This is a genomic window from Kitasatospora sp. NPDC001261 (assembly GCF_042896795.1).
GTDB lineage: Bacteria > Actinomycetota > Actinomycetes > Streptomycetales > Streptomycetaceae > Kitasatospora.
The window spans coordinates 206,036-230,741 of record NZ_JBIAXP010000002.1 but is presented as its reverse complement, the minus strand read 5'-3'; the positions used below and the strand labels follow the sequence as shown (position 1 = coordinate 230,741).

Genomic DNA, 24,706 nt, shown 5'->3' with positions numbered 1-24,706 from the left:
CAACCCGTGCCACGATCAAGCCTGTTCACCCGAAACAGACCTGTGAGGAGCAGCCATGACCGGCGACGCCTGGTCCTGGGACGAGACGCTGTTCGCCGGAACGGCCGCCCACTACACCCGGGGCAGGCTCCCGTACGCCCCTGGACTGGCGGAGGCGCTGGCCGGGGCGCTGGGGCTCGACAGGCGGGGGCGGTTGCTCGACGTGGGGTGCGGGCCGGGCACGCTGGCGCTGGGGCTGGCCCACCTGTTCGGCGAGGTCGTCGGGGTGGACCCGGACGCCGGGATGATCGCCGAGGCGCGTCGCGTGGGCGCCGAGGAGCCCAAGGCCACCTGGGTGCGGGCCAGGGCCGAGGAACTGCCGCCGGGCCTCGGCACCTTCACACTGGCGGTCTTCGGCCAGTCCTTCCACTGGATGGACCGCGACCTGGTGGCGGCGACCGTACGGCGCATGCTGCGGCCCGGCGGTGCCCTGGCGCACGTCTCGGACCTGAAGGGCGAACCGCGTCCCACCGAGGGGCTGCCGCACCCGCCGGTCCCGTACGCCGCGATCGACGGGCTGGTCCGGCGCTACCTCGGCCCGGTCCGCCGCGCCGGGCAGGGGCTGCTGGCGCACGGCACGCCGGGCGACGAGGCCGCCGTCCTCGCCCGGGCGGGCTTCGCCGGCCCGCAGCGGATCGTCGTCCCGGGCGGACGACCGCTGGAGCGCACGACCGACGACGCGGTCGCGGGCGTCTTCGCGCTCTCCTCCTCGGCCCCGCACCTCTTCGCCGAGCGCCGTCCGGCCTTCGAGGCGGACCTCCGCCGCCTCCTCGCCCGGACCTCGCCGTCGGGGCTCTTCTCGGAGCGGCAGCCGAGCAGTGAGGTGTTCATCTGGCGCACCACGGAAGAGCGTTGACGGTCCGGGGCCGTCAACGCTCCCACAGGGGAGGATGGAGAGGAGGAGTGGAGAGCGGTCAGCGGACCACGTCGAGGACCTGCTTCTGGATGCCGTTCCCGTAGGCCCCGTACTCGACCAGCTTCAGCTTCTGGGCGTCCTTGTCCGTCGTGCTGAACAGGCGCTTGCCGGCGCCGAGCAGCAGCGGGAAGACGAGCAGGTGGTAGCGGTCGATCAGGCCGGCGTCCGAGAGGGCGTGGTTCAGGGTGGCGCTGCCGTGGACGATGATCGGGCCGCCCTCGGTCTCCTTCAGTGCGGCGACCTCGTCGAGCGAGCGCAGGATGCTGGTCTCACCCCAGTTCGACACCAGGTCGGCCTCGGTGAGGGTGGTGGAGACGACGTACTTCGGCAGCGTCTTGTAGTGGGCGAACTCCGCCATGTCCGGCCACACCGGGCTGAACGCCTGGTAGCTGGCCCGGCCGAGCAGCATCGCGGTGGCCTCCTCCTGCTCCCGCCCCTTGATCTCGAACGCCTCGGGGAGGAACTCGATGTCCTTGAAGGTCCAGCCGGAGTTGCGGTAGCCGGGTTCGCCGCCGGGGCCCTCGACGACGCCGTCGAGCGAGATGAAGGCGGTGCTGATCAGGGTGCGCATGGGTGGTACCTCGGTTCTCGTGCGGTTCTGCTTCTGTCGGATCTGAAGGAGGTCTCAAGGAGATCTGAAGGTCTGATGGCCCGAAGGTCCGAAAGGTCAGGTGAGAGCGCCGGTCAGCCACCGCTGCCAGGCGGCCTCGGCCTCGCCCCCGGTCCCGGCTTCACCCCCGGCCCCGCCCGGAGTCGGGCCGAAGAGGTGGTGGAACATCAGCACCAGGCCGGAGCCGTGGTGGAAGGTGTAGAGCCCGTCGGCGGTGCGGACCTCGAAGCGCTCGTCGTCCGCCCAGACCACCTCGCCGTCCAGCGGCGGCAGGCCCGCCGGTTCGCCGTGGACCCGGGTGCCCGCGGCGACCGGGAGCGGCAGCGACAGGGCGCGGGCGAGGAGGGCCCGGACCTCCGGTTCCGTGCGTCCGCCCGACGGTGCGGCGGCGAAGACGGGGACGGCGGTACGGCCGGGGAAGTGGGTGAGGTACTCGCGGAGCGTGTGGAGGTGGAAGGGCCAGCCGCGGCGCAGCGCGTCGTACTCGTCCTGCCAGTCGTCGCCGAGCAGGCCGCTGTGGACGACGCGGAGCACGGTGGCGCCGCCGTCCCGGCCCTCGATCAGGTACTCGAAGGCCATGAACCGGCCGTCCTCGCCGGTGGCCGTACGGGTGGCCAGGCGCTTGCCGGGCTGGTAGGCGGTGACGACCGCCTCCGCGCGGTGGCCCCCGGTCTCCATGACGGCGGTGCCGCCCTCGCGCGGGTCCAGCTCGTTGCGGCCCATGAACCAGGAGTCGATCCCCGGTCCGGTGGCGATCGCCTCCCAGACCTGTTCCGGGCTCGCCGGCAGGGAGGTCTCCAGCTCGATCTCGAACGGGTGGGTCATCGTGGGTCCTCCTGGTCCGCCCGGGTGACGGCCTGTTCCGTGCCGGTCCCGTCCTGTTCCGTGCCGGTCATGTCCTGCTCCGCCCCGGTCCCGTCCTGCTCCGCCCCGGGGCCGGGCTGGGCGGCGGGGATCTGGTGGAGTCCGACGATCACCCGGTGGCTGCGGCCCCCGGGGGCGGACTCGTCGTGGTAGCGGCTGACGAGGGTGGCCACGGACTGGGCCAGTTCCTCGGCGAAGGCGGCCCGGTCGGCGGCGGAGGCGAACCGCACCTGCGCGTCGATACCGAAGCTGGCGACCCGCCGGCGGGCCCGGGAGGCGCCGGTCAGCAGGGCCCCGACCTCCTGCACCAGCCGGGAGCCGAGCGCCAGCAGCCAGCGGGCGGAGAGCTGGTCGGGGGAGCGGGCGGGGTCCGGGCTCACGGCGGCCAGGACGCTGGGGGAGATCACGTAGGAGGCCGCGGTGGCGCGGTACACCCGTTCGGTGACGTTGCCCTTGCGGCGTTCCTCGTCGAGTTCGACGAGGCCGTGCCGCTCCAGTTCCTTCAGGTGGTAGTTGACCTTCTGCCGGGGCAGGCCCAGCCGGGCGGCCAGCATGGCGGCCGAGGCGGGCTCGGTCAGGGCGGCGAGGAGGCGTGACCGCAGGGGGTCCAGCGAGGCCTCGGCCGCGGCGGGTTCTTCGATCACGGCGACTTCCAGCACCGTTCCAGCATCCGTCCGACAAAAAAATTTGTCAAGGAAAGAAGGTTTGTCGGTAGTCCGGTCGGACGAACGGTGTCGCCCGTCCGGTGCCGGAGCCTCCGGCGGCCGCGCCGAGGTGCGCAGCCCCGCGCCGCGATCCGCGCAGCCCCGCCGAGGCGGGACAGCGGAGAGTGACGGGCGGGTGGTCGGATCGGACTTGAATCTTTGCGAACGAATGTTCGATCCTGGGGGTGTGCCCGTTTTCGAACCTTTTTTCGAATCAACCGCCGAGCAGACCGCACGCCCCGTGCTCCGCCCGGTGGCGTCCCCGGCTGCCGTGCCGGGAAAACGGGGGCAACAGGGGGAGGACGGGGAGCAGAGGGCGGGGCGGGGGCTGCTGCCGGTGCCGTCCGCCCTCCGGGAGGTGCTGCCCGAGGCCGGGCTGCGCCGGGGGACGGCGGTGTCGGTGGCGGGCGGGGACACCGGGCTGCTGCTGGCGCTCGCCGCCGGGGTGAAGGAGAGCGGGGGCGGCTGGGCCGCGGCGGTCGGACTGCCGGACCTGGGGCTGGCCGCCGCCGAGGGGTACGGGCTGGACCTGCGCCGGCTGCTGGTCGCGGACGACCCGGGGTCGCACTGGGCCGAGGTGGTCTCGGTGCTGGCCGGCGCGGTCGAGCTGATCATGCTGCGCCCGGACGGGCCGGTGCCGCCGAAGCTGGCCGCCCGGCTGGCGGCGGTGCTGCGGCGCAGCGGCTGCGTGCTGCTGGTCGCCGGACCGTGGCCGGGCGCGGCACTGCGGCTGGCGGTGCGCTCCGGGCGCTGGTTCGGGCTGGGCGACGGCCACGGACAGCTCGTCGGCCGGCAGGTGGAGGTGGTGGCCGAGGGCCGCGGCTCGGCGGTGCGCGGCCGGACGGCCCGGCTCTGGCTGCCGGACGAGTACGGCGCGGTGCGTCCGCTCCAGGAGCAGCCGCAGCCGGTGGCGGAACCCACGGTGATACCGGCGGCGGAGCCGATGGCACCCCGCGTGGCGGCGGTGGTCTGAGGTGACGGCCGAGACAGCGATGGCATCCGGGACGGCGGACGACAGGACCCCCCGGGTGCTGGTGGTCTGGTGCCCGGACTGGCCGGTGGTGGCCGTCACCGGCGACGACCCGGTCGCGGTGACCGAGGGCGGGCGGATCCTCGCCTGCTCGGAGGGTGCCCGGGCGGCCGGGGTGCGGCAGGGGCAGCGGCTCAAGCTGGCCCAACGGCTCTGCCCGGAGCTGGAGTTGCGCGACCGCGACCCGGAGGCGGAGACCCGCCGCTTCGAGCCGGTGGTCGCGGCGGTGGAGGCGTTCACGCCCCGGGTGGAGGTGATCCGCCCGGGCCTGTGCGCGATCCCGGTGAAGGGCCCGGGCCGCTACTTCGGCGGCGAGGAGGCGCTGGCCGCCAAGGTCGGCAGGGCGGTGGCGGACGCCCTCGGGCAGCCGCTCGTCCCGGACGCTGTCCCGGGCGCGCCGGCCGTCGAAGAGCGGCAGCCCATCGCCCCTCCACCGGCCGCCACCGCCCCCCGGGCCCGGGTCGGCGTCGCCGACGGCCTGTTCGCCGCCGTGCTCGCCGCCCGGGCCGGGGTGCTGGTCCCGGCCGGACGGACGGCGGAGTTCCTCGCCCCGTATCCGGTGAGCGCGCTGGGCGACGAGGCGCTGGCCGAACTGCTCGGGCGGCTCGGCCTGCCCACCGTCGGGGCCTTCGCCGCGCTGCCGGCCGAGTCGGTCGCGGACCGCTTCGGCCCGTCCGGGACGGTCGCGCACCGGCTGGCCCGGGGTTTGCAGCCGCGTCCGCTGGTGCCCCGCGACGAGGAGCCGGACCTCGCCGTCGAGCAGCGCTTCGACCCGCCGGAGCCGTCGGCCGAACCGCTGGTGTTCGTCGCCCGCGCGCTGGCCGAGCAGCTGCACCAGCGATTGGCCGGGGCCGGGCTGACCTGCCGCCGGGTGGCCGTCGAGGTGGCCTGCGCGGACGGCCGGACGGCCTCCCGGCTGTGGCGGCACGAGGGCCGGCTGTCCGCGACGGCGCTGGCCGAGCGGGTCCGCTGGCAGCTCCAGGCCTGGCAGGGCGCGGGCACCTTCACCAGCACAGGCGACGGCGACGGTAACGGGGAGGGCAGGGAGGACACCGGCTTCACCCTGCTCCGGCTCGCCCCCGACGGCCTCTCCCCGGACCAGGGCCGCCAGCTCGCGCTGTGGGGCCAGGCCGTCGCGGACGACCGGGTGGAGCGGGCGGTCGCCCGGGTGCAGGCGGTGCTCGGCCACGCCGGGCTGCGCCGGATCGAGCCGGGCGGCGGGCGCGGCCCGGGCGAGCAGGCGGTGAAAGTGCCGTGGGGCGAGCCGTACGAGGCGGCGGTGCCGGCCGACGCGCCGTGGCCGGGGCGGCTGCCGGAGGTGTGGCCCGCCGTGGTGCTGCGGGAGCCGGCGCCGGTGCGGGTGCTGGACGGGGCCGGGCGGCCGGTCACGGTGGACGGCCGGGCGGGGGTGTCGGCCCGGCCGGCCCTGGTCGTGGTCCGGGGCCGGGAGGAGCGGGTGGACGGTTGGACCGGGCCCTGGCCGGCGGTCGAGTACTGGTGGGACCAGTCGCTGGCCCGGCGCCGGGCACGGTTCCAGGTCGTGGTGGAGGGCGGCCGGGCGCTGCTGCTCACCGTGGAGGGGGGTGCCTGGTACCTGGAGGCCGGCTACGACTAGCGGCCCCGGCACCCGAACGGAGCAGGCCCGCAAGGGCAGGGCCGAAGGGAGCGGGCCGAGAAGGCCGAGTAGGCGAGCAGGGGGGAGCAGGACGAGCACGAGAACGACGAAGGCAACTCCCGATGGGCTTCACCAGCCACCCCACGCTCCCCTGGAGCGAGCTGCACCGCCGGCTGACCGGCGCGGCGCCGGACCGTACGGTCGTCCCGCTGCGCCGCCCCGCCCCGGCTCCCGAACGCGCCGCACCGGAGCAGCCCGCCGCACCGGAGCAGCCCGCCACCCCCTGGGCCGAACTGCACGTCCACTCCGCCTTCAGCTTCCTGGACGGCGCCAGCGACCCGGAGGACCTGGTCGCCGAGGCGGTCCGGCTCGGCGTGGAGACCCTCGCGATCACCGACCACGACGGCCTGTACGCCGCCGTCCGGCTCGCCGAGGCGGCCCGGGGCACGGGCCTGGCCACCGTGTTCGGCGCCGAGCTGACGATCCGCGACGGCGGGACGGGCCGCGACGGCGGGACGGAGGAGCACCTCCTGGTCCTCGCCCGCGACCCGGCCGGCTACCGCCGCCTCTCCGCCGCGATCGCCGCCGCCCAGCTGGCCGGCGGCGCCAAGGGCAACCCGGTGTACGACCTCGGGGCGCTCGCCGGGGCGCACGGCGGCCACTGGGCGGTGCTCACCGGCTGCCGCCTCGGCCGGGTCCCCGCCGCGCTCGCGGGGAGGAACGGCCCGGACCAGGGCGAGGCCGAGCGCCGGCTCCGCACCCTCGCCGAGGCGTTCGGCCCGGAGAACGTCCACGTCGAGCTGATCGACCAGTGGCTGCCCGGCGACGACCGGCGCAACGACGCCCTCGCCGCCCTCGCGGCGAAGGCGCGGCTCCCCGTCGTCGCCTCCACCAACGCCCACCACGCCGGCCCCGCCCAGGGCCGCCTCGCGCAGAGCCTCGCCGCCCTGCACGAGCGCCGCACCCTCCAGGACGCGGTCGGCTGGACCAGCGCGGCCGGCACCGCGCACCTGCGTTCGGGCCGGGAGATGGCCGGCCGGCTGGCCCGCTTCCCCGGGGTGCAGCGGGCCACCGCCGAACTCGGCCGGGCCTGCGCCTTCGACTTCGCCCGGCTGGACCCGGAGCTGCCCGGCTTCCCCGTCCCCGCGGGCGGGACCGAGATCGGCCACCTGCGCGCCCTGGTCGCGGCCGGCGGCCCGGCCCGCTTCGGCTCCGGCAACGCGGCCGCCCGCCGTCAGCTCGCCAAGGAGCTGGACGTGATCGAGGACCTCGACCTGGCCGGCTACTTCCTGATCGTGCACGACATCGTGGACTTCTGCCGGAGCCGGGACATCTGGTGCCAGGGCCGCGGCTCGGCCGCCAACTCGGCGGTCTGCTACGCCCTCGGGATCACCGCCGTCGACCCGGTGCACTACAAGCTGCTGTTCGAACGCTTCCTCTCCACCGCCCGGGACGGGCCGCCCGACATCGACCTGGACATCGAGAACCGCCGCCGCGAGGAGGTCATCCAGTACGTCTACGGCCGCTACGGGCGCGAGCACGCCGCCCAGGTCGCCAACGTGATCACCTACCGGCCCCGGCTGGCGATCCGCGACGCCGCCCGGGTGCTCGGCTACCCGCAGGGGCAGGTGGACGCGTTCAGCCGGCAGACCGACTTCCGCTCCGCCCCCGGCGCGGACGCCGTCATCCCCGCCGACGTGCTCCGACTCGCCGCCCAGCTCCACGGTCTGCCCCGCCACCTGGGCATCCACTCGGGCGGCATGGTGCTCACCAAGGAGCCGATCGGCGAGATCTGCCCCACCGAGTGGGCCCGGATGCCCGGGCGCTCCGTGCTCCAGTGGGACAAGGAGTCCACCGCCGGCGCCGGGCTGGTGAAGATCGACCTGCTCGGCCTGGGCATGCTCGCCGCCCTGCACGACGCCTGCGACCTGGTCGCGGAGCACCACGGCCTGCGCTACGACCTGGCCACCATCCCGGACGACGACAAGGGCGTGTACGCGATGCTGCGCCGGGCGGACACCGTCGGGGTGTTCCAGGTCGAGTCCCGGGCCCAGATGGCGACTCTGCCCCGGCTCAAGCCGGACCACTTCTACGACCTGGTGGTCGAGGTGGCGCTGATCCGCCCCGGCCCGATCCAGGGCGGCTCCGTCCACCCGTACCTGCGCCGCCGCGCCGGGGCGGAACCGCCCGGCTGCCCGCACCCGCTGATGGAGAACGCCCTCGGCAAGACCCTCGGGGTGCCGCTGTTCCAGGAGCAGATGATGCAACTCGCCATCGACTGCGCCGGGTTCACCCCGGAAGAGGCCGACCGGCTGCGCCAGGCGATGGGCGCCAAGCGTTCGCACGAGCGGGTCGCCCGGCTGCGCGAGCGGCTGCTCACCGGGATGGCCGAGCGCGGCATCCCGGCCGAGGTGGCGGAGGACGTCTACGGCAAGATCGAGGCCTTCTCCAACTACGGCTTCCCGGAGAGCCACGCGATCAGCTTCGCCTACCTGGTGTACGCCAGCGCCTGGTTGAAGCACCACTTCCCGGCGGCCTTCACCTGCGCCCTGCTGGCCAACCAGCCGATGGGCTTCTACTCGCCGCTCAGCCTGGTCGCGGACGTCCGGCGGCACGGCGTGCGGGTGCGCGGGGTGGACGTCAACGCCAGCGGGGCGCGGCCCACCCTGGAGCCGTACCGGGGGCCGACCCCGAAACCGCCGCTGACCGCCGGGCGCCCGCAGCCGGCGATCCGGCTCGGCCTGGAGACGGTGCGCGGCATCGGCACCCCGCAGGCCGAGGCGATCGTGGCCGGGCAGCCGTACGCCGACCTGGAGGACTTCGCCCGCCGCACCGGCCTGCCCGGTCCCGCCCTGGAGGCGCTGGCGACGGCGGGGGCCTTCGACTGCTTCGAACTGACGAGGCGTCAGGCACTGTGGGCGGCAGGGGCGTTCGCCGGGATCTCGGATGGCCTGATCCCCGGCACCACCCCCGGGACCGAGGCGCCGGAGCTGCCCGGCATGAGCCCGGTCGAGGAGACCATCGCCGACCTGTGGGCCACCGGCACCTCCGCCACCAGCCACCCGCTCCAGCACCTGCGCGCCCGGTTGGAGCACGGCGGCGCGCTCAGCGCCGCCCAACTCCCGGATGTGCCACCGGGAACGGAGGTGGTGGTCGGCGGCCTGGTCACCCACCGGCAGCGGCCGCCGACGGCCGGCGGGGTGCTCTTCCTCAGTCTGGAGGACGAGACCGGGCTGATCAACGTGATCTGCAACCGCCCGGTCTGGGAGTCCCAGCGCCGCACCGCCCTGGACCGGGCCGGGCTGCTGGTGCACGGCCGCGTCGAGCGCGACCGCGGTGCGACCAACCTGGTTGCCACCCGGCTCACCCCGCTCCGGATCGGCCTCTGAACGGGGCGGGCCGGCATGCTTCCGCGGACCCGCGCGCCGGTGCGCGTCCCGCGGGCGTCCCACCGCCCCGGAAGGTTCCGTCCTACCGCCGGGATGAGCGGTACGCCTTGCCGTCAGGCGAATGTGACGTCACGTCAGGCGACGGGGTAGCCGATCTCCGCGAGGTCGACGGCGAGCTCCTCCTCGTCGATGTCCGGGTTGAGCGCCGCCAGCACGGTCGGGGTGAGCGGGCGCAGCGCCAGGACGTGCTCGATCGCGGCGAGGTCCAGCTCGTGCTCCGGCTCGAAGTACTCCGTGGCCCAGGCCCGGTACCCGGCGGCCGAGCCGTCCAGCAGCAGGTCGAAGAGGCCCTCCGCGCCCCGCTCGGCGGCCGCGCCCCGCCAGGCGCCGTCCTCGTGGGCGCGCCAGAAGCAGCGGGTGACCGTCGGCCCGTCCTCGTCCCCGAAGGCGGGCTCCTCGGCGAAGCGGCGGAACTCCTCGGGCACGGCCGCGAGCAGCTCCGGGGCGTTGGGCGCCTCGTGGTCGAAGCCGCGCCCGTAGGCGCCGACGGGGGAGAAGACCAGGCACCAGTCGTCGCCCTCGCCGTCGCGCATCGAGGCCAACTCCTCGCCCTCGTCCCAGGAGGCGTCGAAGGAGTGGTACCGCGCCTCCCAGTCGTCGGGGCTGAGGATCGCGTCGAGCGTGGCGAGGGCGCGGCAGCGGTCGCGCAGGTCGGGGATGGCGGGCAGTCGGTTGAGCAGGTCGTCCATGGGCGCCATTCAACCAACCCCGGCGGTCCGCCCGCGCCCCGGGCCGCCGTGCCTTGCCTGGTGCGCCGCCCTACGCCCCGGGCTGCCGCCCCTTGCCCGGCGCCCCGGCGAAGACCTGGGCGATCGGGAGCCAGGCGGTGGCGACGGGCCCGGTGGCGGTGAGGGCGAGGTCGTCCCGGTGCCGGCGCTGGGTCACCAGCAGGCAGAAGTCCAGGGCGGGGCCGGCCACCACGTCCCGCGCCCCGGCCGGGCCGATGGACCAGGACCCGCCGTCGGGCGCGGTCAGGTCGAGCCGGACCGGGCGCTCGGGCACGGCCAGTCCGTGCAGGGTGAAGGCGAAGCCCAGGGTGCGCAGCCCCAGGTGGGCGATGTGCCGCAGCCGGTCGGTGGGCTCGCGGGTGGCGCCGAGCGCGTCCGCGACGTCCTGGCCGTGCGCCCAGGTCTCCATCAGCCGGGCGGTCGCCATCGAGGCGGGCTTCATCGGCGGGCCGAACCATGGCAGTCGGACGTCGGCCGGGGCGGCGGCGAGCGCGGCCAGCACCTCCGCCCGCCCGGTCCGCCAGCGGGCGAGGAGCGCCGCGGGTCCGGCGGACAGTCCGGCGCGGGCGCCGTCCTCGACCGGGTCGGCGCCGGCCGCCAGCAGCTCGGTGAAGTGCCCGCCGAGCGACGCGCCGAAGCCCTCCGGGTCGCGCGCGGCCAGGGCCGTCCAGTCGTCGGTCCAGGCCAGGTGGGCGATCTGGTGCGCCACCGTCCAGCCCTCGGCGGGGGTCGGGCGGGCCCACTCCTCGGCCGGCAGCCCGGCGACCAGGTCGTCCAGCACCGCGCTCTCGGCCCGCAGGTCCGCCAGCAGGCCGCCCAGCACGTCGCCCGGCGCGTTCGGCTCGGTCATCGGCTCCCTTTCCGGTCACGGCAGTTGCTACCCGCCGGTAGCGTACGGCCGGACACTACTCCCGGCCCGGCGGCGGCGTCCGCCACTCCACGAAACACGCACGTCAGGACTCTCGCCACCGGCCGCACCGCGTGTGACAATTCCGCGATGACCAGGGCTGCGGACCCCCATCCTGCGCACCCCGTCGCCGACGCCGCGCGACCCGAGGACCCCGAACTCGCCGCGCGCGCCGCCGAGCTGGTGCGGGACGCCGTGCTCGGCGACCTCGCCCGCCGGGTGGTGGCCGAGTGCGGCGCCGACGTCGGCCTGGTCGGCGTGCCCGAGCCGCTGCCCGGCAGCCGTCCCGGCAGCGAGGGCATGGTGCTGCGGCACTGGGCCGGCACCCGGGCCGACCTGCTGCACGACGTGCCCGTCCCGGCCGGACTAGGCCTCGGCGGCCGGGCGCTCGCCGAACGCGCGCCCAGCTGGGTGCCCGACTACCGCGCGGCGACGACCATTTCGCACCACTACGACGCGGCCGTGGCCGCCGAGGACCTGTACGCGATGCTCACCGTCCCGCTGATGGACGGCGACACCGTGCACGGCGTGGTGTACGCCTCGCTGCGCGCCGTCGTCCCGTTCGGGGACGTGCGGATCTCCGCGGTCGGCACCCTGGCGAAGGCGGCGACCCGGGCACTGGCCGGGGCCGCCGCCTGGAGCCGCGAACGGCCCGGTGGAAAGCCCTGCGAGCAGTCCTGCGGAAAGCCCTTCGACAAGCCCCGGACGGTCGCCCCCGTACCGCCGTTGACCCCGCGCGAGCACGAGGTGCTGCGCTGGGCGGCGACCGGCCGGACCAACCCGGAGATCGCCGCCCGACTGGGCCTGACCTGCAACACGGTGACGGGCTACCTCAAGTCCGCGATGCACAAGCTCGGCGTCCGCAACCGGACCGAACTCGCCCTCGCGGCGAGGGAGTCGGGGCTCGTCGGTTGACGGGCCCCCGGCGTGGCCTCAGTTGACCCGGCGCTCCCGCCCGGTCCAGTACGGCTCGCGCAGCCGGAACTTCTGCAGCTTCCCGGTGGCGGTGCGCGGCAGGGCATCCCGGAACTCCACCGTGGTGGGCGACTTGTAGCCGGCCAGCCGCTGCTTGCAGTGCGCGATCAACTCGGCCTCGGTGACGGCCTCGTGGCCCTCCCGGAGCACCACCAGCGCCTTCACCGTCTCGCCCCACTTCTCGTGCGGCACCCCGATCACCGCCGTCTCGGCGACCGCCGGGTGGTCGTACAGGCAGTCCTCCACCTCGATCGAGGAGACGTTCTCCCCGCCGCTGATGATGACGTCCTTCTTGCGGTCGGAGATGGTCAGCAGGCCGTCCGTGAGGGTGCCGCCGTCGCCGGTGTGGAACCAGCCGTCCCGCAGCGCCTCGGCCGAGGCCTCCGGCTGCTGCCAGTAGCCGTCCAGCACGGTGTTGGAGCGCACCAGCACCTCGCCGGACGCGTCCACCCGCAGCCGGGTGCCGAGCGCGGGGGAGCCGGCCTGCACCAGCTTCTCGGCCCGCTCGGCGGCCGGCAGCGCGTCCCACTCGGCCCGCGAGCGGTTGACCGTGACCACCGGGGAGGTCTCGGTCAGGCCGTAGAGCTGCATGAACTCCCAGCCCAGCTGCTCCTCGACCTGCTGGATCACCGAGGTCGGCGGCGGGGCGCCGGCCACCACCAGCCGCACCCGGTCCCGGCCGGGCACCGGGCCGTCCCAGTCGGCGGCCGCGTCCAGCACCATCTGGACCACGGCGGGCGCGCCGGACAGGAAGGTCACCCCGTGCCGCTCGACCCGGCGCAGGATCTCCGCGCCGTCCACCTTGCGCAGCACGATGTGCCGGGCGCCCAGGCCGGTGAGCGAGAACGGCAGGCCCCAGCCGTTGGCGTGGAACATCGGCAGGGTGTGCAGGTAGACGTCCCGGTCGCCGGCCCCGTAGTGCAGGGCCATCAGTGTCGCGTTCAGCCAGACGTTGCGGTGGGTGAGCTGAACGCCCTTGGGGCGGGCGGTGGTTCCGCTGGTGTAGTTGATGGTGGCGGTGTCGTTCTCGTCCACCGCGTACCGCCGCGGGGTGGCGTCGGTGTCGTACAGCACGGCGTCGCTGGCCGCGCCCAGCACGAACTTGTGCTTGGCCACCACCCCGTCCAGGGCGTCGGCGACCTCGGGGTCGACCAGCAGCACGGAGGCGCCGCTCTGCTCGACGATGTACGAGACCTCCTCGGCCTTCAGCCGGAAGTTCACCGGTACCAGCACCCGGCCGTACCCGCTCACCCCGAAGAAGGAGGTCAGCAGCCGGGCCGAGTTGTGCGAGACGATCGCGACCCGCTCGCCCGGCCCGACACCGAGCCGGTCCAGCCCGGCGGCCTGGGCCCGGGCCAGTTCGGCGACCCGGCGGTAGCTCAGCTCGCCCCAGGATTCGGCCGGCTGCACGGGCTCGTCGACGATGCCGACCCGGTCGCCGTAGACCAGCTCGGCCCGGTCGAGGAAGTCCATCACGGAGAGTGGAATCTGCATGGGGCCACTGTCCTCCCCCGCCCGCCCCCTGCACACCCCCGATCGGGGGTGTCACCCGTCCGCGTCGGCCCCGTCCGCGCTCACCCCGGCCGCCGCCAGCGCCGCCGCCAGCCGGTCCCGGGCCTCCGTCTGGGCGGCGATCCGGCGCTCCAGCACCGCCAGCCGCCGCCGGGCGATCCCCAGCACCTGCTCGGACGGCCGGACCGCCAGCACGTCCCCGTCCAGGCAGCCCAGCAGCGGGCGGACGTCCTCCAGGGTGAGCCCGGCGGCCACCAGCGCACGGATGTTGCGCACCCGGACGACCGCCGGCTCGCCGTACTCGCGGTAGCCGTTCGGCGCGCGCTCGGAGTCGATCAACCCGGCCTGCTCGTAGTGCCGCAGAGCGCGCGCGGTACTGCCGGTCCGGGCCGCCAGCTCGCCGATCCGCACCGCCACCCGTCCCCTCCCGGTCAGCCCACCAGTGCGCCGCCGTCCACCGGCAACACTACGCCGGTCACGAACGAGGCCTGCGGCGAGGCGAGTCGGGTGATCGCCCAGGCGACCTCCTCGGGGCGGCCGATCCGGCCCAGCGGGGTGTGCTCGATCTGCCACGTCCGGATCGCCGCCCGCTGCTCGGGGCCGTACCCGGAGTGGTCGCCGATCGGGGTGTCGACCGCCCCGGGTGCCACCGCCACCACCCGGATCCCGCGCGGCGCCAGCTCCACCGCCCAGCTGCGGGTGACCGTCTCCAGCGCCGCCTTGGTCGCCGCGTACACCGAGTTGCTCGGCCAGCCGCGCTGCCCGACGGCGGTGCTGACGTTGACCACCACGCCCCGGCTCCCGCTCAGCGCCGGCACCGCGGCCTGGCCGAGCAGCACCGGGGCGACCAGGTTGGTCGCCAGCAGCGCCTCGACGCCCGCGCGGTCGAAGCCGCCGATCCCCTGCCCGCTCCGTACGATCGCCGCGTTGTTGACCAGCACGTCCAGCCGCCCGAACCGCTCCAGTGCCGCCCGGACGATCTCCTCCGGTGCCCCGGGCCCGGTCACGTCCGCGGCCAGCGGCTCGATCAGTGCCGGGTACGCGGCGGCCGTCGCGGCCAGTGGCTCCGGTCGCCGCCCCACCGCCAGCACCCGCGCCCCCTCGGCGGCGAAGGCCAGCGCCGTCTCCCGCCCGATCCCCGTCCCGGCCCCCGTGACCACCACGACCCGGTTCCGCGTCCCGCTCTCGTCGTCCATGGGCCCACCCTCCGACCCTGCCGCCAGCGTCAGGGTCAAGCGGGAACGGCGGAGCCGTCGGGTCGGTCCGCCAGGACGCCGCGCACCCGGGCCCACCCCGCCCGCCACCCGGGCCCGGGCGGGGGAGCCCGGGCCTCCGCCCGCCGAGCCCGGCGCGAACAGCGGGCCCGGGGCCGCGCCGACCGGGCCCTCCGGCTGCTAGGAAGGTCGCAACATACGGTTCACCCACGGGGAGCACAGCCATGAACGACCAACGGCCCGGCACGCTCTACGAGGCCGTCGGCGGCATCGACGTCCTGCGCCGGCTCAGCCGGACCTTCTACCGGGGCGCCCTCGCCGACCCCCTGCTCGCGCCGGTCTTCGCCGACTTCACCCCCACCCACATCGAGCACGTCGCGGTCTGGCTGGCCGAGGTGTTCGGCGGCCCGACCGGCTACACCGACCGACTGGGCGGCCACCAGGCGCTGCTCCGCGCCCACCTGGGCCTGGCCGTCACCGAGGAGCAGCGGCTGCGCTGGATGGAGCTGATGGCCGAGGCCGTCCGCGCGGAGCTGCCCGGGGACGAACTGCTGCGCCGCCGGGTGCTGGAGTACTTCGACTGGGGCACCCGGATCGCCGAGGACGTCTCCGGCTCCCCGGCCGGCACCGACCTCGGCGATCCCGGCCCGACCCCGCGCTGGGGCTGGGAGGGCCTCAAGTGACCGCCGCCCTGACGGCCGACGGCCTGCTGCTGCGCCCCTTCGAGGACGCCGACGCGCCGGCCCTGATCGAGGCCTACCGGGACGCGACCCTGCGCCGCTTCACCCGGACCCCGGTCGGCGACGCCGAGGAGGCCGCGCACTGGCTGCGCCTCCAGGAGGAGGGCCGTGCGGCGGGCACCCGGTACAGCTTCGCCGTCCTGGACGGCGCCGAGCTCGTCGCCAACGTCGCTCTCAAGTACCCCGCCCCCGGCGGGGAGACGGCCGAGGTGGGGTACTGGACGGCGGCCCCGGCCCGCGGCCGGGGGGTGGCCCCGCGCGCGGTGGAGGCCCTCACCGCCTGGGCCTTCGCCACCTTCGCCGAGGGCGGCCTGCGCCGGATCGACCTGCTGCACCAGGTGGACAACCCCGCCTCCTGCCGGGTCGCGGAGAAGGCCGGCTACCCGTTCGTGGAACTGCTCCCGCCCTTCCCGCCCTTTCCGCTGGACGGCCACCGGCACTCCCGCAAATGGCTGGACGAACCCGAACCGCGCAGGTCAGAGTAGGCGGATGGCATCTCTGGTACGACATGTGACGATCGATTGCGGCGACGCGCACGCCCTGGCCTCCTTCTGGGCGCAGGCGCTGGACGGCACCCTGGGCGAGGACGACAACCCGTGCGACGAGGAGGCGGTGGTGAACTCCGCCGGCGCCTCGCTGCTCTTCATCCGGGTGCCCGAGGGCAAGGCGGCGAAGAACCGGGTCCACCTCGACCTCCAGCCGCAGGACCGCAGCCGGGACGAGGAGGTGGAGCGCCTGGTCGCCCTCGGGGCGACCGTGCTGGCGGACCACCGCCTCCCGGACGGCAAGGGCTGGGTCACCCTCGGGGACCCGGAGGGCAACGAGTTCTGCATCGAGCGCAGCCAGGCCGAGCGGATCGCCACCGGGAGCGCCTGACCGGTCGGATCAGTCCGGCCACTCGCCCATGGCCGCCCGCCAGGTCCACGAGGACTTGCGCGGGCGGCCGTTCAGTTCCCCGCGCCCGGTGCACCAGAGCAGGACCTCCGCCGGGTGGGCATCCGGCTCCCGCGGTGCGTGCGGGAAGAGCCGGTCGAGCGCGAAGCGGCACGGTTCGGCGGGCGGCTGCCAGGGCAGGCCGAGGCCGCGGGTGATGTCGTGGGTGTGCAGCAGGGTCTCGGCGACGCCCATCGCGGCGAAGCCGAGCGGTTCGCAGGGCCCGTGGTGGTAGGCGCGCAGCTCGGGCGGGGCGGCGTCCAGGGCGGTGGCGAGGAGGTGTCCGGCGGCGGTGACCACGGTGAGCACCTGGGCCGGGTCGGCCTCGGGCCGGACGGTGAGGTCCAGCGGCAGGTAGCGGTCGCGGGGGCGGGCGGCGAGCTGGCCGGCGTAGGCGAGCAGGTCGTGGGCGATGTGGGCGGCGGTGTCGCGGCAGCTCCACTCCAGGAGTCCGGCGGGGGCGTCCCAGTCGCGGTTCCCGGTGTGCGGGGCGAGGACGGCCAGGGCGGCGTCCAGGGCGGTTCGTACGGCGTCGCCGTTGGCGGTTCGTACGGCGTCGCCGTTGCGCATGACCACTCCTTCGACGGGGTGTCCGGGGCGTCCGGGGCGTCACACGATAGGCCCAGTGCCCCGGCTCGCGCCGGGAGTTCGTCCGATAATCGGTCCTGTCCGGCGCGTCCGGCGTCCGGCGCGTCCGGCGTCCGGCGCCCTGCGATCCAGCGTCCCGCGGTCCGACGCCGCCCCACCCGCGAGCACCCAGGCAGGTACCCATGGCCAGAATCGCCGTGATCGGCGCCGGCGGCACCATCGGCAGCGCGGTCGTCAGGGAGGCGGCGGCGCGCGGGCACGAGGTCACCGCGGCGGTCCGGGACCCGGACCGCTACCGGGGCGCGGCCGCCGCCGTGGAGCGCGCCGACGTGCTGGACCCGGCGGACGTGGCCCGGGTCGCGGTCGGCCGGGACGTCCTGGTGAGCGCCGTCGGCGGCGGCGACGGCCCGGGCCACCAGGCGCTGGTCGAGCCCGCCGCCCGCTCCCTGGTCGAAGGCCTGCGCACGCTGGGCGGCGCGGCCCCCAGGCTGATCGCGGTCGGCGGGGCGGGCAACCTGGAGACCGCGCCGGGCGTGCGGGTCTGGGACGCCCCGGGCCTGCCGGAGCCGCTCCTCCAGATCATGCACGCCCACGGCGCGGCGCTGGACTACTACCGGACGGTCTCCGACCTGCGCTGGACGGTGCTCAGCCCGGCCGCCGAGATCGGCCCGGGGGAGCGGACCGGCCGCTACCGCACCGGGCTGGACCAGCTGCTCACCGATGCCGAGGGGCGGAGCCGGATCTCGGTGGCGGACTACGCGGTCGCCCTGGTGGACGAGATCGAGCAGCCCGAGCACATCGGCGAGCGGTTCACCTGCTGCTCCCTGTGAGGGCTGTGAGGGGTCCGGCAGGCGGGGCGTTCGAAGGGGAGGGGTTCACCCCAGCTGGATCGAGCGCTTGGCCAGGCCCATCCAGAACCCGTCGATGACGCTGCGCTGGCTGTCCAGGTCGGCCTCGCCGGCGCCGAGGGTGACGAACAGCGGGGCGAAGTGCTCGGTGCGCGGGTGGGCCAGGCGTCCGGCCGGGGCCTTGTGCTCGAAGTCGAGCAGCGCGTCGAGGTCGTGGGCCTCCAGGGCGCGCCGGCCCCAGTCGTCGAACTCGGCCATCACCGAGGTGATCCGGCCGTCGCTGCTGAGCGCCCGCAGGTTGTGGGTGAAGAAGCCGCTGCCGACGATCAGCACGCCCTCGTCGCGCAGCGGGGCGAGCCTGCGGCCGATCTCCATCAGCCGCTGCGGGTCGAGGGTGGGCAGCGAGACCTGGAGCACCGGGATGTCGGCGTCCGGGTACATCTCCACCAGCGGGACGTACGCGCCGTGGTCGAGCCCGCGGTCGGGGATGTCCTGGACGGGCGTGCCGGGGGCGCGCAGCAGCTTGCGCACGCGCTCGGCGAGGTCCGGCGCGCCGGGGGCGGCGTACCGGACCCGGTAGTAGTGCTCGGGGAAGCCCCAGAAGTCGTAGACCAGCGGGACGGTGGTGACGGCGCCGAGGGCGAGCGGGGCCTCCTCCCAGTGGGCGGAGACCATCAGGACGGCCTTGGGCCGGGGCAGGTCGGCGGACCAGGCGGCCAGCTCGCCCGGCCAGACCGGGTCGTCGGCCAGCGGCGGCGCGCCGTGCGACAGGTACAGGGCGGGCATGCGCTCAGGGGCCGCGGTGCTCATGGCGTCCTCCTCGGGGCCGTTCGACCGGCAGGTAGTCCGACAGGTAGTTCAAATTTGAACCTTTACGGAACCGACGGTACACCTTCGTTCGAATTTGAACAACAGGAGTAGGCTTCACCCCATGTCCACACTGAACGAACCCCGCTGGCTGGACCCGGACGAGGCGGCCGCCTGGCGGGGCTTCGTCGTCGCGAGCAACCTGCTGAACCGGCGGCTGGAACGCCAGCTCAAGGACGACTCCGGACTCTCCCACCAGCAGTACGAGATCCTGGTGCACCTGTCCGCCGCCCCCGGCGACTCGCTGCGGATGACCGAGCTCGCCGACAAGCTGGTCACCTCCAAGAGCGGCCTGACCTACCAGGTCACCCAGCTGGAGCGGGCCGGCCTGGTCGCCCGCCGCTCCTGCCCCAGCGACGTGCGCGGCGTCATCGCCGAACTCACCGACCAGGGCCGCGAGGCGCTGCGCCAGGCCGCGCCCGGGCACGTCGCCCTGGTGCGCGAACTGCTGATCGACGTGCTCAGCCGCGAGCAGCTCGCGGTGCTCGCCGAGGGGCTCGGCGCGGTCAGTGCCCGGCTGCGCCAGGACGAGACCCCGTAGGACCGGCCCCGCCGGCAGCCGCCACCCGGGCTCAGGGCCCGCACCTGCGAGTGGAAGTCCGCCTGATCCATCGCATCTGCGAATGCTCCGGCTACTGCTCGGGTACTCCTCCACCCGGGCCGCGGCGCCGTGGCCCGGGAGGAGGGAGCACCCATGACCCCGGCGAGACCCACCGTCCGACTGCACGGCCACCTCGACCGCCCCGCCGAGCTGACGGTGGCGCAGCTGCGTGCCCTCCCCGCCCGCCGGGTCGAGGTCAGCTTCGACTGCCGGACCGCGGGCGAGCAGCGCCACGGCTACGAGGGCCCGGCGCTGCTGGACGTGCTGCGCGCGGCCCGGCCCCGGATCGACTTCTCCGGCCGCAAGCAGCGGCTGCGCTTCCTGCTCTCGGTGGCCGGCGCCGACGGCCACCGGGCGGTGGTCTCCTGGGCCGAGATCGACCCGGACTTCGGCGGCCAGCAGATCCTGCTCGCCACCAGCATGGACGGCGCCCCGCTGGACGCCGCCGGTCCGCAGCTCGTCGTCCCCGGCGACCACTGCGGCGCCCGCTACGTCAGCGCCGTCACGGCCGTCTGGCTCGGCCCCCTCGGCGACCCGGCGCGCCCCACCGCCTGACGCCCGGGCGCCCGCCTCGCGCGCGTGCGGCCCCGGCCCCGAGGCCGCACGCCGGAAGGGGCCGGACGGCGGGTCGAAAACACTCGCCGGAGCCGGGTTTCCGTGCCAACATGCCCCATATGGGGACGATTCTGCACGGCACCTTGGTCACGCTCCGCCCGGCCACCGGGGAGGACATCCCGGCGCTGGCGGCCATCCGCGGCACGCCCGAGGTGTTCGAACGCTGGCGTGGCGGTGACGACCTGGCCGACGAGGTCGCCAACGACCTGGAGTCGCCCGGCACCGAGACCTTCGCGATCGACCTCGGCGGCAAGGTGGTCGGCGCCATCCAGTGGTACGCCAACAACGACGACGAGTACCGGCACGCCGGGATGGACCTCTACCTCGACCCGACGGTGCACGGCCTGGGCCTGGGCACCGACGCCGTGCGCACGATGGCCCGGTACCTGGTGCACGACCACCACTACCATCGGCTGGTGATCGACCCGGCCGCGGACAACCTCGCCGCGATCCGCTGCTACACCAAGGTCGGCTTCCGCACCGTCGGCACCATGCGCCAGTACGAGCGCGGGCCGGACGGCACCTGGCACGACAACCTGCTGATGGACCTGCTCGCGGACGAACTGCTCGAAGGCTGAGGCGCCCGCGCCGTCCCCGACGCCAGCCCCGCGCCGCTGCCCGGCCGGTCCGGGGTCGCCCCCCGGCCTCAGCCCCGCGCCGTCCCCGGCGGGCAGCCGCAGGAGCGCCGGACCACCAGCTGGGCCGGAAAGGTGCGGGCGCCCTGGGCGCGGTGCTCCGGCCCGCCGAGGACCAGTTCCACCGCCGCCCGGGCCATCTCGTCCTGCGCCGTGGTGACGGTGGTCAGCGCGGGCCCGGCGATCACCGCCTCGGCGATGTCGTCGAAGCCGGCCACCGCGAGGTCCTCCGGCACCCGGATGCCGAGGTCGTCGGCGGCCCGCAGCAGGCCGATCGCCTGGTCGTCCGTCGTGCAGAACACGGCGGACGGCCGGTCGGGACGGGCGAGCAGGGCGAGTGCCTCGGCGTGCGCCCGGACCCGGTCGAACGGCGCCGGGGTGAGCCGTCCCTCGGTGGGCAGCCCGGCCTCCTCCAGCGCGGCGAGCCAGCCGGCCGTCCGCCCGGTGACCGGGTCGTGCGGGCTGAGCGCGAGGGTGCCGCCGAAGCAGTGCACCTCGGCGTGCCCGTGCCCGAGCAGGTGGCGGACCACCTCGCGGGCGCCGCCCTGGTCGTCCGCGACCACGGCGACGCCGCCGGTGCTCTCCGCCCGGTGGTGCAGCAGCACGACCGGGGTGCCGTCGGCCACGTCGAAGCCGGTCAGCCCGGGGGTGGCCGGGTCCTGGGTGACCAGGACCAGACCGTCCACCTGCATCCCGAGGAAGGCGCGGATGTAGTGCGCCTCGCGCTCGTCGGCGTAGTCGGAGTTGCCGATCAGCAGCAGCCGGCCGTGCTCGGCGGCGGCCTGCTCGACGGCGTGCGCGAGCCCGGCGAAGAAGGGCTGGCGGGCGTCCGGGACGACCATCCCGAGCAGGTCGGTCCGCCGCCGGGCCATCGCCTGGGCGACCCGGTTCGGCCGGTAGCCGAGCTCCTCGACCGCCGCGAGCACCCGCGCCCGGGTCGCCGCCGCCACCGGCCGCGGCCCGTCGTTGATCACATAACTCACGACCGCCGTGGACGTCCCCGCCACCCGCGCCACATCGTCCCGTGTCACCCTCGCCATGACCGTTGAGCCTACACAGCCCCTCCGACCAGCGTCTTTGCCGAGTCTCGGGCCCGCCCGATCGGCCCTCTGCGGTTGCGCCCCGGCCGCGGCCGCCCGGAGGGTGGCGGGACAGGCGGCACCCGCCGCCGCCGACCGTGGAGCAGGCCGATGAACAGGCCGATGGGCGCGCCGCCGCACCGGCGGGCCGTCCGGCGCACGCGCCCGGCGGCCCGGCCGCGGGTCCGCGTCCACGCCCGGGCGCGCGGCGCGGGCACCGCTCCCCGGCCGAAGGTCAGGCCCTGGCGCGCGTACGCCGTGGTGGCGGCGATCGTGCTGTCCGTCGTCGCCGGGCTGCTGCTCTACCTCGACGAACGCTCCAGCCGCGGCCGCGTCCAGGTGGTCGGGACGGTGCCCGGCCCGGACTTCCTGGAGGTCGACGTGACGCTCCAGCGGGTGGACGCGGCGGCGCAGACGCTCACCGCGAAGGTCCTGGTCCACCCGCACGGCGCCCTGGAGCAGCCGGACAGCCTGCTGGTCCCGGCCCGGGACGTGGTGCTGGAGACCACCTCGCTGGAGCAGACCGTGCTCAGGTACCCGGCCGGGCAGCAGGTCGCCTCCAGCGCGGTGGCGTTCAGCCTCCTCGACGGCCGGGTCACCGACTACCCCTTCGACCACTACCACGCGCTGATCGGCTTCCAGGCCACCGCCGGCGGGCAGCCCGTCCCGGTGGTGATCGGCGTGGAGGAGGCCGACCCCTTCTTCGTCTTCAAGCAGGCCGAGCAGCAGAGCGAGGGCGGCGCCGTCGTGGTGACCGAGCGGATCAGCCGCTCGCGCAGCACCTTCATCCTGGCCTGGTTCATGATGGCCGCGATGTGGGCGCTGGCGCTGTCCGTGCTGGTGGCGGCCTGGCTGATCGTCCGCCAGCGGCGCGGCATCGTCTGGCCCGCCCTCGGCTGGATGGCGGCCACGCTGTTCGCCCTGGTCGGCATGCGCAACGCCGCGCCCGGCAGCCCGCCGATCGGTTCGCTGCTGGACTACGCGGCGTTCTTCTGGGCGGAGCTGCTGGTCGCGGTCGGCCTGACCATGGTCGTGGTGCGGGGCGCCCGGATCGAGGGCGGGCACCGGGAGTAGCGGGTGCCCGGGCGCACGTGTCCGGCGGCCCGGCCACCCGGCTCAGGGGTTCGGAGGTTCAGGGGTTCTGAGGCCCGGAGGCTCAGGGGTTCAGGCGTCGGGCACGACCACCGTCAGCGAGGTCTCCTGGAGCCGGAAGCCCAGCGACTCGTAGACCCGGCGGGCCGGGTTGCCCTCGGACACCACCAGCGTCACGTCCGCGAGCCCGCGCTCGGCGGCGTCCCCGACGGCGCGGCGCAGCAGGTCGGCGCCGAGGCCGCGGTAGCCGCGCTCCGGGTGGCGGAAGACGTCGCCGATCCAGGGCAGGCCGTCGCGGTCGGTGAGGATCAGCCCGGCGACCACGCGGTCCTCGGCGTCCACGGCGAGCAGGCTGGACGGCAGCACCGGGCCGATGACCTCGCCCTCCAGCAGCGGGGTGATCCGCTCGGCCACCACCCGGGCGTCCTCGCCCGGGTAGAAGTCGACGTGGTCGGGGGCGAAGGCGGCCCGCCAGGCCTCGTACAGCTCCTCGGGCGCGCGGTCGCAGGGCACCGCCCGCAGGCCCTCGCGCAGCGGCGTCCCGGCCCAGTCGGCGGGCGGGGGGTCGGCGCGCAGGTCGCGGCGGAAGGTGTGGGCGTGCCGCAGCACCCGCGCGCCGTGCGCCACCAGCTCCTGCCCGAGCCCGGGCGGGCCGGAGACCACCCAGCCGGGCAGCTCGGCCCGGACGAACGCGGCGGCGTCCACCGACTCGTCCAGGACCTCCAGCAGGTCGGCCCAGGGCCGGCCCTCCCGCTCGTCCAGCAGGTAGCGCAGCACCGGCTCGCCGTCGGTACCCCGCCTGACCACCCAGTCCTCGGCCATGGCCCACCCCACAATCGCGTGATCGTTCGTCGGCGGCCATGTTCACCGAGGCCCCGGCGTCCGGCAACCGGTTATTTCCGGCCACCACCGCGTCGGGCCGTCATCGTGCCAGGGGCCGTCACTGAGTCAGGCCACCACCGCGTCGGGCCGGCACCGCGTCAGGCAGCCACCGGGTCAGGCCACCACCGCCGCCCGGACGCAGAGCACGTCCGGCAGGTGGGAGACCAGCAGGGACCAGCTCTCGCCCTCGTCCCGGCTGCCGTACACGTCGCCGGTCCGGTTGCCGAAGTAGATCCCGGCCGGGTCGGCGTCGTCGGTGCGCAGGGCGTCGCGCAGCACGATGCCGTAGTGGTCCTCGCCGGGCAGGCCGTGGGCGAGCTGCTGCCAGCTGGTGCCGGCGTCGGTGGTGCGGAAGACCCGGCAGCGGCGGCCGGGCGGGATGCGGTCGTCCGAGCCGCCGAGCGGGAAGACGTAGGCGGTGTCGGCCCGGCGGGGGTGGGCGGCCACGGCGAAGCCGAACTCGGCGGGCAGGCCGTCCACGATCGAGCGCCAGCTCGCGCCCCAGTCGTCGCTGCGGTAGACGCCGCCGTGGTTCTGGAGGTAGAGCCGGTCCGGGTGGACCGGGTCCGGGGCGATCTTGTGCACGCACTGGCCGAACTCCGGGTACTGGCTCTCCTCCGGGAGGAACTCGGCGCGCAGGCCGGTGTTGGAGGGCTGCCAGCTGTCGCCGCCGTCCTTGCTGCGGTAGACGCCGCCGCTGGAGACGGCGACCAGCAGCCGCTGCGGGTCGCGCGGGTCGGTCAGGATCGTGTGCAGGCCCTGGCCGCCGTAGCCGGCGCCCCACTGCGGCCGCTGCGGGTGGTTCCAGAGCGCCTCGACCAGGGCGAAGGTCTCGCCGCCGTCGGTGGAGCGGAACAGCGCGGCGGGCTCGGTGCCCGCGTAGACGACGCCGGGGGCCTCCGCCCCGGCGGGCTGGAGCTGCCAGACCCGGGTGAGCGAGGCGCCGGTGGACTCCGGGAAGCGGATGGCCGGCCGCGGGGGCTCGTACCAGCTGGCGCCGAGGTCGTCGGAGCGCCAGATCGACGGCCCCCAGTGGCTGCTGTCGGCGCCGGCCAGCACTCTGGTCCGGCCGTCGCGGCGGTCGACGGAGACGGAGTAGATCGCGTTCATCGGGAAGTGCGGCCCGCTGAACTCCCACGTCAGCCGGTCGCGGCTGCGGCCGAGAAAGAGGCCCTTCTCGGTTCCGACGGCCAACAGCACCTCGGTCATGTCTCACACCACCTGGTCACGAGCAACGGCCCCCCGGGACGGCCCCCGAGTGCC

General features: G+C 75.3%; 26 protein-coding genes. 13 read left to right on the top strand and 13 right to left on the bottom strand.

The features are described from left to right. Positions 1 to 55 precede the first annotated feature (55 nt). The gene (locus ACFY4B_RS03980) at positions 56 to 895 is read left to right on the top strand and encodes a class I SAM-dependent methyltransferase (RefSeq protein WP_387966383.1); all 840 of its coding nucleotides are present in this window, start codon (positions 56 to 58) and stop codon (positions 893 to 895) included. Between the two features lie 58 nt (positions 896 to 953). On the opposite strand, the gene ACFY4B_RS03975 is transcribed toward ACFY4B_RS03980, so the two are convergent. From ACFY4B_RS03975 to ACFY4B_RS03965, 3 genes are all read right to left on the bottom strand, one after another. Further along, complete coding sequence (locus ACFY4B_RS03975; RefSeq protein WP_387819308.1) at positions 954 to 1,526, bottom strand: dihydrofolate reductase family protein; 573 nt, start codon at positions 1,524 to 1,526, stop codon at positions 954 to 956. Between the two features lie 96 nt (positions 1,527 to 1,622). Continuing rightward, positions 1,623 to 2,390 (bottom strand): SRPBCC domain-containing protein, encoded by a 768-nt coding sequence (locus ACFY4B_RS03970; RefSeq protein WP_387966382.1) that lies wholly within the window; start codon positions 2,388 to 2,390, stop codon positions 1,623 to 1,625. Beyond that, the gene (locus ACFY4B_RS03965) at positions 2,387 to 3,088 is read right to left on the bottom strand and encodes an ArsR/SmtB family transcription factor (RefSeq protein ID WP_387966381.1); all 702 of its coding nucleotides are present in this window, start codon (positions 3,086 to 3,088) and stop codon (positions 2,387 to 2,389) included. The genes ACFY4B_RS03970 and ACFY4B_RS03965 overlap by 4 nt, the downstream gene beginning before the upstream one ends. Positions 3,089 to 3,470: 382 nt before the next feature. Here ACFY4B_RS03965 and ACFY4B_RS03960 point away from each other — a divergent pair, with 382 nt between their 5' ends. From ACFY4B_RS03960 to ACFY4B_RS03950, 3 genes are all read left to right on the top strand, one after another. After that, complete coding sequence (locus ACFY4B_RS03960; RefSeq protein ID WP_387966380.1) at positions 3,471 to 4,106, top strand: hypothetical protein; 636 nt, start codon at positions 3,471 to 3,473, stop codon at positions 4,104 to 4,106. Between the two features lies 1 nt (position 4,107). Then, positions 4,108 to 5,778: a DNA polymerase Y family protein gene (locus tag ACFY4B_RS03955; RefSeq protein ID WP_387966379.1), complete on the top strand. Its 1,671-nt coding sequence runs from the start codon at positions 4,108 to 4,110 to the stop codon at positions 5,776 to 5,778. 122 nt (positions 5,779 to 5,900) lie between these two features. Next, positions 5,901 to 9,167, top strand: coding sequence for an error-prone DNA polymerase (locus ACFY4B_RS03950; RefSeq protein ID WP_387966378.1), 3,267 nt, complete (start codon positions 5,901 to 5,903; stop codon positions 9,165 to 9,167). Between the two features lie 134 nt (positions 9,168 to 9,301). On the opposite strand, the gene ACFY4B_RS03945 is transcribed toward ACFY4B_RS03950, so the two are convergent. Further along, a complete protein-coding gene (locus tag ACFY4B_RS03945) occupies positions 9,302 to 9,916 on the bottom strand; it encodes a hypothetical protein (protein WP_387966377.1) in 615 nt (204 codons plus the stop codon). A 70-nt stretch (positions 9,917 to 9,986) separates the two neighbouring features. Further along, positions 9,987 to 10,805 carry a TIGR03084 family metal-binding protein gene (locus tag ACFY4B_RS03940; protein WP_387966376.1) on the bottom strand — a complete coding sequence of 273 codons (819 nt, stop codon included), beginning with the start codon at positions 10,803 to 10,805 and terminating at the stop codon, positions 9,987 to 9,989. 147 nt (positions 10,806 to 10,952) lie between these two features. Between ACFY4B_RS03940 and ACFY4B_RS03935 the strand changes: the two genes are divergently transcribed. After that, positions 10,953 to 11,777 carry a LuxR C-terminal-related transcriptional regulator gene (locus ACFY4B_RS03935; protein ID WP_387966375.1) on the top strand — a complete coding sequence of 275 codons (825 nt, stop codon included), beginning with the start codon at positions 10,953 to 10,955 and terminating at the stop codon, positions 11,775 to 11,777. Between the two features lie 18 nt (positions 11,778 to 11,795). Here the strand turns inward: ACFY4B_RS03935 and ACFY4B_RS03930 are convergent, their stop codons facing one another. The 3 genes from ACFY4B_RS03930 to ACFY4B_RS03920 are packed head-to-tail and all read right to left on the bottom strand — an operon-like array spanning position 11,796 to position 14,545. After that, the gene (locus tag ACFY4B_RS03930; protein WP_074002268.1) at positions 11,796 to 13,331 is read right to left on the bottom strand and encodes an AMP-binding protein; all 1,536 of its coding nucleotides are present in this window, start codon (positions 13,329 to 13,331) and stop codon (positions 11,796 to 11,798) included. A gap of 51 nt (positions 13,332 to 13,382) precedes the next feature. Further along, positions 13,383 to 13,760, bottom strand: coding sequence for a MerR family transcriptional regulator (locus ACFY4B_RS03925; protein WP_387966509.1), 378 nt, complete (start codon positions 13,758 to 13,760; stop codon positions 13,383 to 13,385). A gap of 20 nt (positions 13,761 to 13,780) precedes the next feature. Then, positions 13,781 to 14,545, bottom strand: coding sequence for an SDR family NAD(P)-dependent oxidoreductase (locus tag ACFY4B_RS03920; RefSeq protein WP_387966374.1), 765 nt, complete (start codon positions 14,543 to 14,545; stop codon positions 13,781 to 13,783). 242 nt (positions 14,546 to 14,787) lie between these two features. On the opposite strand from ACFY4B_RS03920, the gene ACFY4B_RS03915 reads away from it, so the two are divergent. Genes ACFY4B_RS03915 through ACFY4B_RS03905 form a run of 3 tightly spaced genes read left to right on the top strand, consistent with a single transcriptional unit; the run spans position 14,788 to position 16,179 of the window. Then, positions 14,788 to 15,246 carry a group II truncated hemoglobin gene (locus ACFY4B_RS03915; protein WP_049654748.1) on the top strand — a complete coding sequence of 153 codons (459 nt, stop codon included), beginning with the start codon at positions 14,788 to 14,790 and terminating at the stop codon, positions 15,244 to 15,246. After that, entirely contained in the window at positions 15,243 to 15,788 is a 546-nt protein-coding gene (locus ACFY4B_RS03910; protein WP_380738435.1) for a GNAT family N-acetyltransferase, read from the top strand. The genes ACFY4B_RS03915 and ACFY4B_RS03910 overlap by 4 nt, the downstream gene beginning before the upstream one ends. 4 nt (positions 15,789 to 15,792) lie before the next feature. After that, entirely contained in the window at positions 15,793 to 16,179 is a 387-nt protein-coding gene (locus tag ACFY4B_RS03905; protein ID WP_049654752.1) for a VOC family protein, read from the top strand. A gap of 9 nt (positions 16,180 to 16,188) precedes the next feature. On the opposite strand, the gene ACFY4B_RS03900 is transcribed toward ACFY4B_RS03905, so the two are convergent. Then, the gene (locus ACFY4B_RS03900) at positions 16,189 to 16,806 is read right to left on the bottom strand and encodes a maleylpyruvate isomerase N-terminal domain-containing protein (RefSeq protein ID WP_387966373.1); all 618 of its coding nucleotides are present in this window, start codon (positions 16,804 to 16,806) and stop codon (positions 16,189 to 16,191) included. Between the two features lie 200 nt (positions 16,807 to 17,006). Between ACFY4B_RS03900 and ACFY4B_RS03895 the strand changes: the two genes are divergently transcribed. Next, on the top strand, positions 17,007 to 17,654 hold the full coding sequence (locus ACFY4B_RS03895) for an NAD(P)-dependent oxidoreductase (RefSeq protein WP_387966372.1): 648 nt from the start codon (positions 17,007 to 17,009) through the stop codon (positions 17,652 to 17,654). A gap of 45 nt (positions 17,655 to 17,699) precedes the next feature. Here the strand turns inward: ACFY4B_RS03895 and ACFY4B_RS03890 are convergent, their stop codons facing one another. After that, a complete protein-coding gene (locus tag ACFY4B_RS03890; RefSeq protein WP_387966371.1) occupies positions 17,700 to 18,482 on the bottom strand; it encodes a dioxygenase in 783 nt (260 codons plus the stop codon). A gap of 130 nt (positions 18,483 to 18,612) precedes the next feature. Between ACFY4B_RS03890 and ACFY4B_RS03885 the strand changes: the two genes are divergently transcribed. From ACFY4B_RS03885 to ACFY4B_RS03875, 3 genes are all read left to right on the top strand, one after another. After that, positions 18,613 to 19,080: a MarR family winged helix-turn-helix transcriptional regulator gene (locus tag ACFY4B_RS03885; RefSeq protein ID WP_049654766.1), complete on the top strand. Its 468-nt coding sequence runs from the start codon at positions 18,613 to 18,615 to the stop codon at positions 19,078 to 19,080. Between the two features lie 153 nt (positions 19,081 to 19,233). Then, positions 19,234 to 19,695 (top strand): molybdopterin-dependent oxidoreductase, encoded by a 462-nt coding sequence (locus ACFY4B_RS03880; protein ID WP_074002275.1) that lies wholly within the window; start codon positions 19,234 to 19,236, stop codon positions 19,693 to 19,695. Positions 19,696 to 19,814: 119 nt separating this feature from the next. After that, positions 19,815 to 20,333: a GNAT family N-acetyltransferase gene (locus ACFY4B_RS03875; protein WP_387966370.1), complete on the top strand. Its 519-nt coding sequence runs from the start codon at positions 19,815 to 19,817 to the stop codon at positions 20,331 to 20,333. Between the two features lie 68 nt (positions 20,334 to 20,401). Here ACFY4B_RS03875 and ACFY4B_RS03870 read toward each other — a convergent pair whose 3' ends face one another. Next, positions 20,402 to 21,430, bottom strand: coding sequence for a LacI family DNA-binding transcriptional regulator (locus ACFY4B_RS03870; RefSeq protein ID WP_387966369.1), 1,029 nt, complete (start codon positions 21,428 to 21,430; stop codon positions 20,402 to 20,404). A 150-nt stretch (positions 21,431 to 21,580) separates the two neighbouring features. On the opposite strand from ACFY4B_RS03870, the gene ACFY4B_RS03865 reads away from it, so the two are divergent. Then, positions 21,581 to 22,543, top strand: a complete 963-nt coding sequence (locus tag ACFY4B_RS03865) for a DUF4436 family protein (protein ID WP_387966368.1) — start codon at positions 21,581 to 21,583, stop codon at positions 22,541 to 22,543. 90 nt (positions 22,544 to 22,633) lie between these two features. Here the strand turns inward: ACFY4B_RS03865 and ACFY4B_RS03860 are convergent, their stop codons facing one another. After that, a complete protein-coding gene (locus ACFY4B_RS03860; RefSeq protein ID WP_074002276.1) occupies positions 22,634 to 23,383 on the bottom strand; it encodes a GNAT family N-acetyltransferase in 750 nt (249 codons plus the stop codon). A 174-nt stretch (positions 23,384 to 23,557) separates the two neighbouring features. Continuing rightward, a complete protein-coding gene (locus ACFY4B_RS03855) occupies positions 23,558 to 24,652 on the bottom strand; it encodes a glycosyl hydrolase (RefSeq protein WP_074002277.1) in 1,095 nt (364 codons plus the stop codon). Positions 24,653 to 24,706 lie beyond the last annotated feature (54 nt).

Excerpts from the sequence above, each read along its gene's own strand:
- ACFY4B_RS03870 (WP_387966369.1), bottom strand. The coding sequence starts at position 21,430 with ATGGCGAGGGTGACACGGGACGATGTGGCGCGGGTGGCGGGGACGTCC.
- ACFY4B_RS03865 (WP_387966368.1), top strand. The coding sequence starts at position 21,581 with ATGAACAGGCCGATGGGCGCGCCGCCGCACCGGCGGGCCGTCCGGCGC.
- ACFY4B_RS03940 (WP_387966376.1), bottom strand. The coding sequence starts at position 10,805 with ATGACCGAGCCGAACGCGCCGGGCGACGTGCTGGGCGGCCTGCTGGCG.
- ACFY4B_RS03875 (WP_387966370.1), top strand. The coding sequence starts at position 19,815 with ATGGGGACGATTCTGCACGGCACCTTGGTCACGCTCCGCCCGGCCACC.
- ACFY4B_RS03935 (WP_387966375.1), top strand. The coding sequence starts at position 10,953 with ATGACCAGGGCTGCGGACCCCCATCCTGCGCACCCCGTCGCCGACGCC.
- ACFY4B_RS03980 (WP_387966383.1), top strand. The coding sequence starts at position 56 with ATGACCGGCGACGCCTGGTCCTGGGACGAGACGCTGTTCGCCGGAACG.
- ACFY4B_RS03945 (WP_387966377.1), bottom strand. The coding sequence starts at position 9,916 with ATGGACGACCTGCTCAACCGACTGCCCGCCATCCCCGACCTGCGCGAC.
- ACFY4B_RS03860 (WP_074002276.1), bottom strand. The coding sequence starts at position 23,383 with ATGGCCGAGGACTGGGTGGTCAGGCGGGGTACCGACGGCGAGCCGGTG.
- ACFY4B_RS03975 (WP_387819308.1), bottom strand. The coding sequence starts at position 1,526 with ATGCGCACCCTGATCAGCACCGCCTTCATCTCGCTCGACGGCGTCGTC.
- ACFY4B_RS03920 (WP_387966374.1), bottom strand. The coding sequence starts at position 14,545 with ATGGACGACGAGAGCGGGACGCGGAACCGGGTCGTGGTGGTCACGGGG.
- ACFY4B_RS03970 (WP_387966382.1), bottom strand. The coding sequence starts at position 2,390 with ATGACCCACCCGTTCGAGATCGAGCTGGAGACCTCCCTGCCGGCGAGC.
- ACFY4B_RS03880 (WP_074002275.1), top strand. The coding sequence starts at position 19,234 with ATGACCCCGGCGAGACCCACCGTCCGACTGCACGGCCACCTCGACCGC.
- ACFY4B_RS03950 (WP_387966378.1), top strand. The coding sequence starts at position 5,901 with ATGGGCTTCACCAGCCACCCCACGCTCCCCTGGAGCGAGCTGCACCGC.
- ACFY4B_RS03855 (WP_074002277.1), bottom strand. The coding sequence starts at position 24,652 with ATGACCGAGGTGCTGTTGGCCGTCGGAACCGAGAAGGGCCTCTTTCTC.
- ACFY4B_RS03930 (WP_074002268.1), bottom strand. The coding sequence starts at position 13,331 with ATGCAGATTCCACTCTCCGTGATGGACTTCCTCGACCGGGCCGAGCTG.
- ACFY4B_RS03905 (WP_049654752.1), top strand. The coding sequence starts at position 15,793 with ATGGCATCTCTGGTACGACATGTGACGATCGATTGCGGCGACGCGCAC.
- ACFY4B_RS03895 (WP_387966372.1), top strand. The coding sequence starts at position 17,007 with ATGGCCAGAATCGCCGTGATCGGCGCCGGCGGCACCATCGGCAGCGCG.
- ACFY4B_RS03915 (WP_049654748.1), top strand. The coding sequence starts at position 14,788 with ATGAACGACCAACGGCCCGGCACGCTCTACGAGGCCGTCGGCGGCATC.
- ACFY4B_RS03900 (WP_387966373.1), bottom strand. The coding sequence starts at position 16,806 with ATGCGCAACGGCGACGCCGTACGAACCGCCAACGGCGACGCCGTACGA.
- ACFY4B_RS03890 (WP_387966371.1), bottom strand. The coding sequence starts at position 18,482 with ATGAGCACCGCGGCCCCTGAGCGCATGCCCGCCCTGTACCTGTCGCAC.